Below are 14,962 nucleotides of genomic sequence, written 5' to 3' on the forward strand. Positions count from 1 at the left end.
TGATTTTACTTGTGCAGGGCGCTGCGAAGCGTGTCGTTCGCGACCGCAATCGCGCTGCGCGCGGCAGGCGTTTCGGCAATCGCGTTCAGCAGCACGAAATCGTGGATCGTGCCGTTGTATCGCATCGACGTGACCTTAACGCCGGCCTGGCTGAGCTTGCGGGCATAGGCCTCACCCTCGTCGCGCAGCACGTCGTTTTCGTCAACGATGACCAGCGCCGGCGGCAGGCCGTTCAACTGCTCCAGCGACGCCTGCAGCGGTGAGGCCGTCGGCTCCTTGCGCTTGGTCTCGTCGGGCAGATAGGCGTTCCAGAACCACTTCATCGCTTCCTTGGTCAGCCACGGCCCATCGGCGAACTGGTTGTAGGACCCATTGTCGAAATTGGCGTCGGTGACGGGGTAGAACAGCACCTGCTGGTCGATGGCAGGACCGCCGCGTTCCTTGGCAAGCAGCGTCACCACCGCCGCCATGTTGCCGCCGACGCTATCGCCTGCGACCGCGAGCCTGGAGGCATCGACCTTGAACTCCTTGGCATGCTCGGCGACATATTTGGTCGCAGCATAAGCCTGCTCGATGGCAACGGGATAACGGGCTTCCGGCGAGCGCTCGTAGTCGACGAAGACGACAGCGACATCGGCGCCGTTGGCGATCTCACGCACCAGCCGGTCATGCGTATCCGCATCGCCCAGCACCCAGCCGCCGCCATGGAAATAAAGAATGACCGGTAGCGTGCCCGTGGCATGCTCCGGGCGGACAATGCGCAGCTTGATGCTGCCTGTCGGACCAGCCTTGATGACCTTGTCCTCTCCCCTAGCAGCAAGCCTCTTCACATCGCCCTTCTGCGCGCCGGCCAGGACATTGCGGGCATCGGCCGGCGACAGCGTGTAGATCGGCTTGCCGCCGGCAAGCCCGTCGATGAATTTCTGCGTTGTCGGTTCGAGTACCGGATCGGCAAGCGCGCCAACGGCGGAGGCTGCGAGCAGTGCTGCTGCGGAAACGGTGGTCTTGATGGTCGACATTGTCTTGTCCTCTCGGTTTCGATGTTCGTCGTGAACACAGCTTTTATATCGCGCACGATTCTTTATCGGACAATTTAAATCTTCGCATGCCCGCTATGCATAAAAGGCGCTTACGATTATTTATCGTACGATATAAATTCTGTCAGTTTTGGAGATATCCCATGCAGGATCAGCTGAAGCTCAACAACTTCATCTGCTTCGCCGTCTATACGGCAAGCCACGCACTGAACCGCGTCTACAAGCCGCTGCTCGACACGCTCGGCCTCACCTATCCGCAATATCTGGCGATGGTTTCGCTCTGGGAACAGGACGGCCAGACCGTCGGCGGCTTGGGTGAAAAACTCTTCCTCGAATCGAGCACGCTGACCCCGCTGCTCAAACGCCTGGAAACCGCTGGTTATGTCAGACGCGAACGCAGCCGGGAGGACGAACGCGTCGTCGTCATCCGCCTGAGCGAAGAAGGCATTCGCCTGAAGGAAAAGGCGATCGGCATCCCGGGCTGCATCGCCGCTGCCAGCGGTCGCGATGCAGTCGACCTCACTCGCCTCCAGGCCGAGATCGTGGCGCTGCGTGAAGCGCTGAATCGAAGCGTGGTTTAGCTGCTAACCGGACTGGTATCACAGTGCTTGTGGTACCCCCTCTGCCCTGCCGGGGCCTGGGGGTCGAGCCACGGGTCTCGACCCGTCCTTCGGCCCCCACAGGTGGGGAGATCAGATGGACGTTCGGCTTCCCAAACAATTACCGTTTGGCGATCAGAACACCGATAGAGAGCGTTGAGCGTTCGCCTCCTGCCGATCTCCCCCTTGTGGGGGAGATGCCCGACAGGGCAGAGGGCGGTTGCCACGCGGCACACCCAAACTCCACAAAACGCTACCAATCAGCGCCAACCCCAGCCCTAAGTCCGCCTCTTCTTGCCTTCGAACGGATTTTCAGGCGAGCGGAAGTGGATGCGAATCGGCACGCTCGGCATGTCGAAATCCGCGCGCAACCCGTTGATCAGATAGCGTGTATAAGATTCCGGCAGCGCATCCGACCGGGTGCAGGAGATCATGAAGGCCGGCGGGCGGGCCTTGACCTGCGTCATATATTTCAGCTTGATGCGGCGGCCGGAAACGGCCGGTGGCGGATGCTGGATCTGCTGCGTCTCCAGCCAGCGGTTGAGCCGCGCCGTCGAGATACGCTTGTTCCAGACCTTGTCAGTATCGATGATCGCCTGCATCAGCTTGTCGAGCCCCCAGCCGGTCTGGCCGGAGATCGGCACGGCGCGGATGCCGCGCGCCTGCGGCAGCAGCCGGTCGGTCTTTTCGCGCAGATCCGCAAGCACCGCCTGCCGATCTTCGATCATGTCCCATTTGTTGAAGGCGAGCACGGCGGCACGGCCTTCGCGCAGCACGAGGTCGACGATCTGCAGATCCTGCTTTTCGAAGGGGATCGTTGCATCGAAGACGATGACGACGGTTTCGGCGAAACGGATGGCGCGCAGCGCATCGGCCACCGAAAGCTTCTCCAGCTTCTCGATCACCCGTGCCTTGCGGCGCATGCCGGCCGTGTCGAACATCTTGATGGTGCGGCCGCGCCAGTCCCATTCGACCGAGATGGAATCGCGGGTGATGCCCGCTTCCGGTCCCGTCAGCAGCCGGTCCTCGCCGAGGAAGCGATTGATCAGCGTCGACTTGCCGGCATTCGGCCGGCCGACGATCGCCACTCTGAGCGGCTTCGTCTCGTCATAGGCCGGCTCTTCGTCCGCGTCGCTGTCTTCGCCTTCCGTCTGCGGAATGTCGACGTCGGTGACGGCGACATCCTCCTTGGTGGGATAGGCCCGGTCCTCGCCGATTGCCGCAACGATCGCATCGCGCAAGTCGAGCATGCCCTGCCCATGTTCGGCCGAAATCGGCGTCGGCTCACCGAGCCCGAGCGTGTAGGCGTCATAGAAGCCGCTGTCGGAACCGCGCGCTTCGGACTTGTTGGCGACAAGCACCACCGGCTTGCCGCGCCGGCGCAGCATTTCGGCAAGGTCGGTATCGACAGGCGTCAATCCGCTCTTGGCGTCGACGACGAAAAGCGAAAGATCCGCCTCGTCGATTGCCGCTTCCGTCTGTGCCCGCATCCGCCCCTGCAGGCTTTCCGCGTCGGCCTCTTCCAGACCGGCCGTGTCGATGATCGTGAAAGTCAGGCCCATTAGCCGAGCATCGCCCGGCCGGCGGTCACGGGTAACACCCGGCGTGTCATCGACAAGCGCCAGCTTTTTGCCCACCAGCCGGTTGAAAAGTGTCGACTTGCCGACATTCGGACGACCGACGATCGCGACCGTGAAACTCATATCTTGTCCTTAACGCGATCAGCCCTGAGCGGCGGGCGCCTTGCCGGATGCGGTAATCAGATCAAGCATCATATGGGCGCGATTGGCAACATTGCGCGGGCTGTCGGTATCGTCGACGATCGACTGGAACCACTGCCGCGCCTGCGCCATGTTGCCGGCTTTGTAAGCGGCAAGGCCGAGTGCCTCGCGCGCCGAATGACGGAAGGCGTTGCCCGGAACGGCCATTTCCTCGATCGCCGCCGAAACCTGTTCGTAAGTGCCGTTCTCGATGAGCAACCAGCCGGCGCGCATCTTGGCGGCATCGCGCACGGCAGCCGGAACGGCATTGTCCTTGCCGATCTCGTTGAAGGCGGTGATTGCCGCGGCGGTATCGCCCTTCTGCACCTGGACGGTAGCGGCCCGCATGCGCGCCAACACCGGATAGGCGCCATGGCCTTCCTTCTCGAGCTTGTTGAGCGCGGCCAGCGCCTCGTCGTTCTTGTTCTCGTCGGCCAGCTTCATCGCCGCCAGGAACTGATCGCCGGTGCCGGAGGAGCGGTTGTCGTCCCAATAGTCGTAAAGAACCTTGCCGGCTGTGCCGACGACGATCAGGATGGCGACGACGATGATATAGCGACCGAACCGGCGCCAGACGCCCTTCATCTGGTCAGACCGCAATTCCTCATTGACTTCACGGATGAAGCTGTCGTCGTTGAATGCCATTCTCGTCTCCGGCCGCGGAAAAACCCATACACCATGCAAAACGCATATTGTCGGGCCTTCTACTCCATTTTGCTGCCGTTGTAAGGGGGATGTGAAAGATTAGAGCAATTCCAGGAAAAGTGCGAAGCGGTTTTCCGTCCGGAGTTGCGTAGAAACGAAAAGTTAGAGCGGTTCTGAGCTTCCATGAAAGCTGAACCGCTCTAAAGCGCCGCACGTCCGACAGGACGCGCTAAGGACGCTCTAACACTTTGAATCCGCGTATAATCCTTCCAAAAATCGGAATCGATTTTTGGGGTTATGCGCGGGTCAGATGACGAGCGGCGAAACGCCGATCAACCATTCGTGCAGCTTCCAGATGATCAGCGCCCAGACGACGATGCCGATGATGATGGCATAGAGGTCGTATTTGGCCGAGACGAACGGCCGGAGCGTGATCTCGCCCGCCCGCTGCCGCCGTTTCAATGAAATGCGCAAGATGACGCCCCAGGCGAGAAAGGCGGCAAACAGCAGAACCGACGACGTCTCGCCATTGGCGAGCAGGTGCGCCAGCGCCCAGATCTTCACCGACAGCACCATCGGATGTTTGGTCTTGGCCGCGATATGCCCCGCCGGCAGCAGCGAGGCGACGAGACAGACCATCGCGATCAGCATCAGCGTGATTGTTATATGCGCCATCCAGACCGGTGGATTGTAGAGCATTCCGGTCACCTGTCGCGCCTGCCCGAAGCCGTAGATCAACAGGATCAGCGTGGCGATGCTGGCAATGGAATAGGCCGCCCGCCAGCCCTTCTCGCCGAGGCTTGCGATCATCGAACGGCGAAAGTCCGGCAACAGCACTCGCACCAGATGCACCCCGAGGAAAAGTATGATGCCGACGATAAGCAATGTCATTGCGGATCCTTTCCGTGCCGTTTGTGTTGGCTTAGCGACTCGCGTGAAAAAATGCCAGCGCGACCGCAGCTTCGCCGCAATTCTGATGGAGGAAACCGCGAACAAACTGTCGCGGTGCCCATGTCTCGCTTTCTCCTCTCTACCTACCTTTCTGTCTCGTTCCTCGCTCCGGCAATCGCAGAGGCCGCCGACCGGCCGAAACAGCTCGTCATCATTTCCTTCGACGGCGCGCACGACAATGCGCTCTGGCTGAAGAGCCGCGAGATGGCGGCGAAAAACGGCGCCCACTTCACCTATTTTCTCTCCTGCACTTTCCTGATGAACGAGGCGGCGAAGAAGGCCTACCAGGCGCCGCACCAGAAACGCGGAAAATCCAACGTGGGCTTCGCCCAGAGCGACGACGAGATCCGCGAGCGCCTCGGCAATATCTGGCACGCCCATCTCGAAGGACACGACATATCGAGCCATGCCTGCGGCCATTTCGACGGCCGCCTCTGGAGCGAGGCCGACTGGTCGGCCGAATACGCCACCTTCCACGCGACGCTTGAGAATGCCTGGAAGAGCGTCGGCCTTCAGGCGCCTGCCGGCTGGCAGGATCTGGTTGATCACGGCATCAAGGGCTTTCGCGCCCCCTATCTCTCGGCAACTGCGGGCGCCGACATGGTCGCTGCCGAAAAGAAGGCGGGCTTCACTTATGACGCGAGCCTCGTCACCAAAGGGCCTGCCATGCCTGTCGAGGAAGACGGCATCACTCGCTTCGGCCTGCCGCTGATCCCCGAAGGCCCGAGCGAAAAGCCAATCATCGGCATGGACTACAATCTCTTCGTCCGCCATTCCAAGGGTGAGGAGGATACGGCCGATTCCGTGGAATTCGAGGATCGCGCCTATGCCGCCTTCAAGGAAGCTTTCGACAAGCAATATGCCGGTAACCGCATCCCGCTACAGCTCGGTTTCCACTTCGTCGAAATGAACGGCGGCGCCTACTGGCGTGCGCTAGACCGACTGGTCAGCGACGTCTGCCACCGAACGGATGTGGCCTGCGTCAGCTATTCGGAAGCGATCCCGATGATCGAGGCGCGCGGGAAATTGCAGACGTCAGGTCTCTGACGGCGTCTATGGAGATTCTGTAGAGACGGCAAGGTGTCTCCAGGTTCCTTTGAACGAGACGACGTGCCGTGCCGCCCCCTCATCTACCTGCCGGCATTTTCTCCCCGCTGGGGAGAAGAGATTCGTTGCGACGTTGCGATTCCCCTTCTACTCAGCGGGGTCCGAAGGACGGGTCGAGACCTGTGGCTCGACCCCGGTCGCTGCCCGACAGGACGGATGAGGGGGTGCCGCAGACGCGAACCTTCCGATCGCTCGCAGAATACCCCGCCCATCAACCGTCGGCGTGCACGACGCCCGTCTCGCGCTCTAGGTAGCGCTGGTCGATTTCAGGCAGCGGTTCGTCGTCGATTGCCGCCTCGAAGGCCTTGAGGCGTTTGTGAATCGAGAGCAGTTCAATGATCGTCGTCCAGGAATTGACGAGATACTGGAACGAGTTGCTGACCTGTCCGAAGGCGGTCGAGATCTGCTGGAAGATACCGTAAGTGATAGTGCCCGCCACGATCGTCGGCACCAGCATGAAGACCACGAAGAGCGCGTCGGCCTGGATATAGAAATAACGGGCGACATTGAAATACATGTAGTGGAAATACATGCGGTAATAGTTGCGGCGAACGTTGCCGAAGAGCTCCCTGACTGTCAGCGGCTCAGCCCGTTCCGCATGGTCCTCACCATAGACAAGCTCCTTGCGATACGCCGCTTCGACGCGCTGGTTGCGGAAGTTCAGCCCCGGCAGCTTGACGCCGGCGACCGCCAGCAGAAGCGTGCCGAACGCCGACCAGAACAGCGCAAGCCAAAAGAGCGAATTCGCCACCGGCCCGATGAACGGCAGCTCGGTCACGTAATGCGACAGCGCCAGAAGGATTGGAAGAAATACCACGAGCGTCATCACCGAGTTGATGAGGCTGATACCAAGACCTTCGAGCGTGCTCGAAAAGCGCATCGTATCTTCCTGAACGCGCTGGGAGGCGCCTTCGATGTGACGAAGCTTTTCCCACTTCGACATGTAGAAATTGTTCATCGCCGTTCGCCAGCGGAAGATGTAGTGGCTGGTGAAGAAGTCGGTCATGATCGATACGAACATGCTGAGGAATGCGATCTGGCAGAAGACCCACATCAGGCTGTAGAAATTGTCGACAGAAATGCCGGGCTGTTTCGACAATGCGTTCTGCAGAAGGTCACCAAACGGCCGGCGCCAGTTATTGATCACAACGCTGATCTGGACGCCGAAGTAGGTCACGAAGATGATCAGTGCCGATCCCCAGATCGACCAAATCTTCCAGGGGTGGTTCAGCGCCTTCAGATGCCATGCACCGCAGAAGATCACCGCCGACAGAAGGAAATAGCTGTAGAACCAGACATTTTCGGGCAGCAGGAAAAACGAAAGGTCAATCGGCTGCTGCTCTTCGGGAACCGGCGCATAGCCGAGCGATGCACCGAGGTTGGCGGCGAAGAGATACCAGCCGGCAATGGAAATCAGGGTCCAAACGACGAGCGAAGTAAAGAACGTCTTTGGCTGCGGAAAAAAGGAATGAAACACGGGAGGCTTTGCTTTCCTGAACTGTGAGTCTCGGGAGTGTCGTCAACACTGATTGTGCCGGAAACTAAGGCAGTTCCAAGGAAGCAGCAATGGGTTCAGCCGATTGTTACGGAGTTGTAACCGGTTAAGCGATTTTCTTGATCACGGGCATCACTAGCGCTGCGCAGGCGACGAGTGCCACGGCGGCGATCATCGTGGGCACGGTGAAGCTGCCCGTGCGCTCAGCGATCCAGCCGGCAACAACAGGCCCGACGATCTGGCCGACACCGAAGGCGGCCGTCATCATCGCCAGGATCCGCCGCGGACTGTCAGGCGAAAGCTTGCGGCCGATCTGCAGCCCAAAAGCAGTAATCGCCAGGAACGTCGCCCCGAACAGCGCCCCGCCAATCAGCGGTGCGGCAGAAGGCGGTAGCGCGACCGTCGCAAGCACCCCGGCGGCCTCGACCAGAAGGGCTGCGACGTAGACGCCCCCAAGCCCGAGCGGCTTGACCAGCGGCTTCCAGGCAAACAGCGCCACCGCAGCCGTCAGGCCGGCGATGAACCAGCAGAGGAATTCGACGAAGGGTCCCGTTGCAGAAAGACGTGCGATGGTGACGAGGAAGGTCGCGGTGATGACGTAGCCGAAACCGAACAGGCCGTAAGACAGGGTCAGCAGCACCATCGGCCGGCTCCAGATGAGCGGCGGCTCCCTGCCCGCCTGCGCCGATTGCGCCGGCGCCGACGGCAATAGCAGGAAGACGACGACGAGGCTTGCCGCGCAGTAGAGCGCCCCGCCGATCCAGTCGGCCCGCCAACCGCCCGGCCCGTCGTGAAAGCCAAGTCCGATCAGCAACACCATGACCGAAGAAAGCGCAATACCCGCCCCCGGCCCACCGAAATGTGCCGCCTGCACATGGTCGTTGCCGGCGGCAGCCCCGTGGCTGAGCACGATCGACGAGGTGAAGACCATCGCAAAGGCGCTGGCGACACCGGCCAGGAAGCGAATGATGGCAAAGACGGCGACGGAATCAGTGGCGGCCATGGCGGCAAGCAGGATCGCGGTTGCCAGCAGCGACAGCAGCGCCACCAGCCGCTCCCGTCCGGCCGCCCAGCCATAGGCGGCAAGCACGGCGCCGACGAGATAACCGACAAAATTCGCCGATGCGATGAAGCCGGCATCTGCCGCCGAAAGCGGCACGCCGCTGATCATACCGGGCAGGATCGGCGTGTAGGAGAAGCGCCCGAAGCCCATGGCAGCAGCCATGGCAACGGCGCCGGCAGCGGCGGCAGAGACAAGGTTCGGTGGGGAGTTTCGGGTGCGGGCGAGCATGCCCGTGTTTATCGCGCTGCAGCACCGGCATCACAATCAAGTAATTCTGATCGATCGATCAATTTCCCGAAACGTCGGAAATTTTCACCCCCTCTTGAAAACAATTATCTTACGATATATGTTTTACGACATAGTCAACGATACATCTAACGATGAAAGGAAAGACCCATGAGAGGTTTTAAAGGCGGCATGTTCGGCGGAGATTTCCGTATGGGCCGCAAATTCGCGGCGGGCGACCTGCAGCTCGTCATCTTGGCCCTGCTCGCTGAGCAACCGCGCCACGGCTATGAATTGATAAAGTTGCTGGAGGAGCGGTCCGGCGGCTTCTACGTGCCGAGCCCCGGCGTCATCTATCCCGCCCTCACCTATCTCGAGGAAACCGGCCTTGCCGAGGTCGAGGTGGAGGGCGCCAAGAAGCTCTACCGCATCACCGAGGCAGGCCGCGGGCGCATCGAGGAAAACCGCGCCATGATCCTGCATACCTTCGCCAAGCTGGAACGCATCGGCGAGAAGATGGCCCATGTGAAGCGTGTCTTCGAAACCGACCGTCACGGCGCCGACGAAGGCGATGACGGCGATTTCATGCAGGACGGTGGTGATATCCGCGCCGCCCGCATGCTGCTGCGCTCGGCCATGCGGATGCGCTATCCCTGGTCGAAACCCGAAGCCGCCCGCATCGCCGGCATCCTCGAACGCGCTGCCACCGAAATCCTGCAAGGCGGCAGGCCGGGAACGCGGGGTTAAAGAGCGAGGCTGGCCACCAAAGCTCGGTGAGTTGACGAGTGCGCTAACCTCTCCTCCCTCATTCCTGTGCTCGTCACAGGAACCCAGCGCCCAAGTCCTTGGGCGCGGGAGACTCTTTCCCTTGAGGTATTGATTCATTCACGGCGCAGACGCGCCGTGGCTGGATTCCTGTGACAGGCACAGGAATGAGGGAGGAGAAGTGGGCGCACCCTACAAAGCGTCGTGGAGATGCAAACCTTGAACGGCGAGGCGCTCCCTAACGCCCTACGCCCGCTCATCCGGCAAGGTCAGAATCACCGGCCCGTTGCGCGTCGCCACCACCGTGTGTTCGTATTGCACGGTCGGCGCCTTCGGATCGGCATAGAGCGTCCAGGCATCGTCGCCGCCTTCGGCCCATGTCGCGCCGAGTGAGAGAAACGGCTCGACGGTGAAGACGAGACCTTCCGTCATCATCCGCTTTTCCGAAGGGTCCGGCCAGGTCGAGAGCTCGGCCGGCTCCTCATGCAGGGAGCGGCCGACGCCGTGGCTCGCCAGATTGGCGACCAGCGTATAGCGGTTCTTCTGCGCAAAAGCGCCGACGGCTGTGCCGATCTTTGCAAGCGGCTCGCCCGATTTGACCTGGTTGAGCCCGATCCAAAGCGCCCGCTTGCCGTCGCGGCAGAGCCGCTCGATCTTCGGCTTGACCGGCGGCATGGTGAAGGAGGCGCCGGTATCGGCGAAGAAGCCATCCTTTTCCGCCGAGACGTCGATATTGATGAGATCGCCCGCGCGGATGACGCGCGGGCCGGGAATACCGTGGGCGATTTCCTCATTGATGCTGATGCAGGTGGCGCCGGGAAACTGGTAGCAGAACTCCGGCGCCGAACGCGCGCCCGAATCCTCGAGCACTTTGCGGCCGATCTGGTCGAGTTCCAGCGTCGTCATGCCGGGTTCCATTGCCGCCGCCATCACCTGTATGGCGTTGGCGCAGATGCGACCGATCTCCTTGAGCTTTACCAGTTCGTCGTCGTTTGCGATAACCATTCGTCTGTTCCGGCCTTGCGCAGGGGCGGCAGCGGCCGCCTTGAGCGCCGCGCCTCCAACAGGAAGCCTAAGGACGCTCTGTCACTTCAAATCTGCGCATACTCCGTTTCGAAAATCGATTCCGATTTTCGGCGTTATGCGCTCGTCAAGCCGTCGCTTTCGCCTCTTCGCTGCCATCAGTCAACGCCTTTCTGACGATCGGCGCGACTTTCGTGCCGTAAAGCTCGATGCCGCGCATGATCTCGGCATGCGGCATCAGGCCGATCGCCATCTGCAGCAGGAAGCGGTCGTTCTTGAAGAGTGCATGATGGGCGATGATCTTTTCGGCGACCGCCTCAGGATCACCGACGAAGAGCGCGCCGTTCGGCCCACGCGACATGTCGAAATGCGCCCGGTTCGTCGGTCCCCAGCCGCGCTCGCGGCCGATACGGTTCATCACCTCGGCTTGAGGCCCATAGAACTGGTTGGCCGCCGCCTCCGTCGTATCGGCGATGAAGCCATGGACGTTGATGCTGGTCTTCAGCTTCGCTGGATCCTGCCCTGCCCGGCGCGCCGCCTCGCGGTAGAGATCGAAGAGCGGCGCAAAACGGCGCGGCTCACCGCCGATGATCGCCAGTGCCACCGGCAGGCCCAGCGCGCCGGCGCGCGCCACCGACTGCGGCGTACCGCCGACCGCAACCCACAACGGCAACGGATCCTGCAGCGGTCGCGGATAGACGCCGCGCCCGTTGATCGGCGCGCGAAGTTCACCCTTCCACTCCACAACCTCGCTGTCGCGCAGCGCCAGCAGCAGATCGAGCTTCTCCTCGAAAAGCTGGTCGTAATCTTCGAGATTATAGCCGAACAGCGGGAAGGACTCGATGAAGGAGCCACGCCCCGCCATGATTTCGGCGCGGCCGTTGGAGATCAGATCGAGCGTCGAAAACTGCTGGAAGACGCGCACCGGATCATCGGACGAGAGCACGGTGACCGCACTTGTCAGCCGGATGTTCTTCGTCTTAACGGCGGCGGCCGCCAGCGCGACCGCGGGAGCCGACGCCGCATAATCCGGCCGATGATGTTCGCCGAGCCCAAAGACGTCGAGCCCCACCTGATCGGCAAGCTCGACTTCCTCGATAAGATGCTTCAGCCGTTCGGCCGCTTCCGCGCCCTTGCTGCGGGAAGGGTTGGGATTGACGTCGGCGAATGTGTAAAGCCCCAGTTCCATCATCGGCATCCTGTTGAATTCTCGGTTGAGATAAGGATGCCGGGGATAGAGCGCAAATACAAATTCTGGAACGGAATGTTCGAGAATTTCGATAGGCGGCGTTGTGTTTCGGACGGTTAATGGACTTCATCGCGAGACGGCAAAGAGTCTTTGCGCCGTGGACACGGCGCTGCTGGATTCCTGTGACAAGCACAGGAATGAGGGAGCAAGAGGTATGCACTCTGCCACTAGTATCTGTTATCATTCAAAGCATTATCGTCATATTGGGTAGGCGATTGTTGTTGAACTCCACATACACCTAGAACTCCCTCATTCCTGTGCTTGTCACAGGAATCCAGCAGTCGCGCGTCCGCGCGACGAGAGACTCATCTTCTCACAAACCCAAAAGATGAAACGAGATATCCTCCCATTCGGGATTCTCCCTCTCGATGAGATTGAGCTTCCACTGCCGCGGCCATTTCTTGATCGTTTTCTCACGCGTGATCGCGGTCGTCAGGAGGTCGTATTCCTCGAACCACACTAAAATCTTGACGCCATATCTCGACGTAAAGCCCGGCGTCAGTTCATTCTGGTGTTCGTACAAACGCCCTGCCAGATCGCGCGTCACGCCAACATAGAGCGTGCCGTTGCGCTTCGATGCGAGAATATAGACATAGCCCATCATGGCGGAAGATTGGCACACGTCGCGCCAAACGGCACCTGGAGAGACCGCCGATCACCAATTTCGATTCCGGATCAAGCACTTCAAGGGGCGAGCGGAATCATCTCTCGAATGATTTCACACGGCAGATGACGAAAAGGGCCGCGCCGCCTCGCCCCCGCGCTCACATCTTCGCCAGCAGCTCCGCCAGTTGGTTCGCTGCCTTGCCCCATCCTTCGTGGAAGCCCATCTTCTCGTGCGCTTCCTTGTCCTCCGCGCGCCAGTGCAGCGCCTTGGCCGTATATTTCGTGCGACCGTTGCCGAGATCTTCGAGCAGGATGACGCCTGTGAAGAAAGGTTTCTCGGAAGGCACCCAGGCGCTGGTATAGGCATCGGTGAAGACGATCTTCTCGTTCTCGATGATCTCGAGATAGACGCCGCGGTTTGGGTACTGATTGCCCTCGGGGTCATGCATGACGATGACGCTGGAACCGCCGGGGCGGACGTCGAGCGTCGCTTCGGTCACACCCCAGGGACGCGGCACGAACCATTGCTTCATCAGATCAGGATCGGTCCATGCTTTGTAGATCTTCTCGCGCGGCGCATCGAATTCGCGAACGAGGACGAGTTCATGTTGCGTGCTGGCGGTCATGTCGACATCTCTCCATTTGAATGAAACCTGTTTCCTGTCAGGTTGTTACAAGGACGTGTCGAAGTTCGCCGTTCCGACAGCCCGCCGGCTTCTTCGCAATTTATTTTGCGATCGGCTGCGTGGCATCTTCCTGCATCTTGTCGATCTGTCGGCGGATATGGGCTGCCTCTGCCGCCGAATGGGCCAGTGCAATGGCGCGGTCGAAGGCTTCGCGCGCTTGGCTGGTCAAGCCAAGCTGCTTCAGCAGCCCGCCCCGCAAGCCGTGATAGTAGAAATAGCCGCCGAGTTTTTCGCCAAGCGGATCAATGAGGTCGAGCGCATCCTGCGCACCCTGGAGCTTGGAGACGACGACGGCCCGGTTGAGCGTTATGACAGGCGACGGCTGGAGACGCTCCAGCGCGCGATAGAGCAGATCGATCTCCACCCAGTCTGTATCCTCGGCACGTTTTGCGCGGGAGTGAACAGCGGCGATGGCTGCCTGAATCTGATAAGGAGCGGGCTGACGATGGCGTAGCGCCTTGTCGAGTAGCGCTAAGGCCTCGTTGATGAAGGGCCGGTTCCAGAGCGACCGATCCTGATCTTCGAGCAGCACGATCTCGTCTCCGGCGTTGAAGCGCGCCGGCCGGCGTGAGATCTGCAGGAGCATCAGCGCAAGCAGCCCCATCAACTCCGGTTCCGACGGGAAGATATGCAGCATCAACCGAGCTAGCCGGATCGCTTCGTCGCTGAAGGCTGCCGCCTCATGCCTGGGATCGGCTTGGCTGTAACCCTCGTTGAAGATCAGGTAGATCATCGTGCTGACGATCGAGAGCCGTTCGGCCCTCTCCTGCGGGCTCGGCGTTTCGAAAGGCACGCCGGCCTTGGCGACGCGCGCCTTGGCCCGGGTGATGCGTTGTTCCATAGCGCTCTCGGAAACCAGGAAGGCACGCGCGATCTGCGGCACCGAAAGGCCGGAGACGATGCGCAGCGCCAGCGCGATCTGCTGGGTCGCGGGTAGATCGGGATGGCAGCAGATGAACAGCAGCCGCAGAATGTCGTCGCGATAGTTGGAATCGTCCAGCCGCTCGACGATGTCGCTTTCGGCATCCTCGGTATCGGAGATGACGTCCTCATCCGGCAGAGCCTGGATCTTCGCCCGCTTGCGCACCGCATCGATGCCGCTGTTGCGGCCGACGAAGATGAGCCAGGCTGTGGGATCACGCGGTGGCCCTTTCTCCGGCCATGTCCGGATCGCCCTTAGACAGGCTTCCTGAAACGCCTCTTCCGCGGTATCGAGATTGCGGAAATAGCGCAGCAGCGCGCCGAGCGCCTTAGGGCGGGCCGATGCAAGCGCGAGGTCGATCCAGGCAATGTCTGTCATGATGAAGCATCTCCGGGCCTGAAGACGTAGAAAGGCCGAATTTCGTAAGAGGTGGAACCTGGATTGACGGATGAAAGCTGCTTCGAGAAGGCGATCGCCTCGTCGAGCGTTTCAAAGTCGACCACATAGAAGCCGAGAAGCGCCTCTTTCGTTTCCGCAAAAGGTCCGTCAATGACCAAAGGCTCGTCCTTGCCCTTGCGCACTGTGGTCGCAGCCGTGGTCGGCATCAGCCGGCCGACAGGGCCGAGTTTGCCGGATGCGGCAAGGGGCTCCTGCACGGCGTAGAGTTTCTCCATGACGGCAGCTTCTTCCTCCTTGCTCCAGGCGAAGACGGTTTCCTCATGGGCGTAACAAAGGATTGCATAAAGCATTGCTCACTCCTCTTTTCGAATGACGAAGGAGTAACCGCTTACCCGACAGGCCGCATCAAAAAATTATTGATGGGAAATAA

15 protein-coding genes are annotated in these 14,962 nt (G+C 60.6%); 3 read left to right on the top strand and 12 right to left on the bottom strand.

What is annotated here, in order from left to right:
• Positions 1 to 5 precede the first annotated feature (5 nt).
• The gene (locus AC2444_RS15755; RefSeq protein ID WP_012758522.1) at positions 6 to 1,019 is read right to left on the bottom strand and encodes an alpha/beta hydrolase; all 1,014 of its coding nucleotides are present in this window, start codon (positions 1,017 to 1,019) and stop codon (positions 6 to 8) included.
• 161 nt (positions 1,020 to 1,180) lie between these two features.
• Here AC2444_RS15755 and AC2444_RS15760 point away from each other — a divergent pair, with 161 nt between their 5' ends.
• Complete coding sequence (locus AC2444_RS15760; protein ID WP_012758523.1) at positions 1,181 to 1,618, top strand: MarR family winged helix-turn-helix transcriptional regulator; 438 nt, start codon at positions 1,181 to 1,183, stop codon at positions 1,616 to 1,618.
• 296 nt (positions 1,619 to 1,914) lie between these two features.
• Here the strand turns inward: AC2444_RS15760 and der are convergent, their stop codons facing one another.
• The 3 genes from der to AC2444_RS15775 all read right to left on the bottom strand — a co-directional run bounded on the left by der (position 1,915) and on the right by AC2444_RS15775 (position 4,932).
• Positions 1,915 to 3,339, bottom strand: coding sequence for a ribosome biogenesis GTPase Der (der, locus tag AC2444_RS15765; protein ID WP_012758524.1), 1,425 nt, complete (start codon positions 3,337 to 3,339; stop codon positions 1,915 to 1,917).
• 18 nt (positions 3,340 to 3,357) lie between these two features.
• Positions 3,358 to 4,041: a tetratricopeptide repeat protein gene (locus tag AC2444_RS15770; protein ID WP_012758525.1), complete on the bottom strand. Its 684-nt coding sequence runs from the start codon at positions 4,039 to 4,041 to the stop codon at positions 3,358 to 3,360.
• A 306-nt stretch (positions 4,042 to 4,347) separates the two neighbouring features.
• Positions 4,348 to 4,932 carry an NnrU family protein gene (locus tag AC2444_RS15775; RefSeq protein WP_012758526.1) on the bottom strand — a complete coding sequence of 195 codons (585 nt, stop codon included), beginning with the start codon at positions 4,930 to 4,932 and terminating at the stop codon, positions 4,348 to 4,350.
• A 120-nt stretch (positions 4,933 to 5,052) separates the two neighbouring features.
• Here AC2444_RS15775 and AC2444_RS15780 point away from each other — a divergent pair, with 120 nt between their 5' ends.
• Positions 5,053 to 6,039 (top strand): polysaccharide deacetylase family protein, encoded by a 987-nt coding sequence (locus tag AC2444_RS15780; RefSeq protein WP_012758527.1) that lies wholly within the window; start codon positions 5,053 to 5,055, stop codon positions 6,037 to 6,039.
• 271 nt (positions 6,040 to 6,310) lie between these two features.
• On the opposite strand, the gene sbmA is transcribed toward AC2444_RS15780, so the two are convergent.
• Entirely contained in the window at positions 6,311 to 7,576 is a 1,266-nt protein-coding gene (gene sbmA / locus AC2444_RS15785; protein WP_012758528.1) for a peptide antibiotic transporter SbmA, read from the bottom strand.
• Between the two features lie 124 nt (positions 7,577 to 7,700).
• Positions 7,701 to 8,885, bottom strand: a complete 1,185-nt coding sequence (locus AC2444_RS15790; protein ID WP_012758529.1) for a YbfB/YjiJ family MFS transporter — start codon at positions 8,883 to 8,885, stop codon at positions 7,701 to 7,703.
• A 168-nt stretch (positions 8,886 to 9,053) separates the two neighbouring features.
• Between AC2444_RS15790 and AC2444_RS15795 the strand changes: the two genes are divergently transcribed.
• Positions 9,054 to 9,629 carry a PadR family transcriptional regulator gene (locus AC2444_RS15795; RefSeq protein ID WP_012758530.1) on the top strand — a complete coding sequence of 192 codons (576 nt, stop codon included), beginning with the start codon at positions 9,054 to 9,056 and terminating at the stop codon, positions 9,627 to 9,629.
• 264 nt (positions 9,630 to 9,893) lie between these two features.
• On the opposite strand, the gene map is transcribed toward AC2444_RS15795, so the two are convergent.
• The 6 genes from map to AC2444_RS15825 form a co-directional block, all read right to left on the bottom strand.
• Positions 9,894 to 10,652, bottom strand: a complete 759-nt coding sequence (map, locus tag AC2444_RS15800; protein WP_012758531.1) for a type I methionyl aminopeptidase — start codon at positions 10,650 to 10,652, stop codon at positions 9,894 to 9,896.
• 145 nt (positions 10,653 to 10,797) lie between these two features.
• Positions 10,798 to 11,859, bottom strand: coding sequence for an LLM class flavin-dependent oxidoreductase (locus tag AC2444_RS15805; RefSeq protein WP_128448881.1), 1,062 nt, complete (start codon positions 11,857 to 11,859; stop codon positions 10,798 to 10,800).
• Positions 11,860 to 12,232: 373 nt separating this feature from the next.
• On the bottom strand, positions 12,233 to 12,523 hold the full coding sequence (locus tag AC2444_RS15810; RefSeq protein WP_012758533.1) for a GIY-YIG nuclease family protein: 291 nt from the start codon (positions 12,521 to 12,523) through the stop codon (positions 12,233 to 12,235).
• Positions 12,524 to 12,683: 160 nt separating this feature from the next.
• Positions 12,684 to 13,151, bottom strand: coding sequence for an SRPBCC family protein (locus AC2444_RS15815; protein WP_012758534.1), 468 nt, complete (start codon positions 13,149 to 13,151; stop codon positions 12,684 to 12,686).
• A gap of 100 nt (positions 13,152 to 13,251) precedes the next feature.
• Positions 13,252 to 14,511: an RNA polymerase sigma factor gene (locus tag AC2444_RS15820; RefSeq protein ID WP_012758535.1), complete on the bottom strand. Its 1,260-nt coding sequence runs from the start codon at positions 14,509 to 14,511 to the stop codon at positions 13,252 to 13,254.
• Complete coding sequence (locus AC2444_RS15825; protein ID WP_011653034.1) at positions 14,508 to 14,882, bottom strand: YciI family protein; 375 nt, start codon at positions 14,880 to 14,882, stop codon at positions 14,508 to 14,510. Before AC2444_RS15825 ends, AC2444_RS15820 begins: the two co-directional genes overlap by 4 nt.
• Positions 14,883 to 14,962: the final 80 nt, after the last annotated feature.

This window comes from Rhizobium sp. WSM1328 (assembly GCF_057653715.1).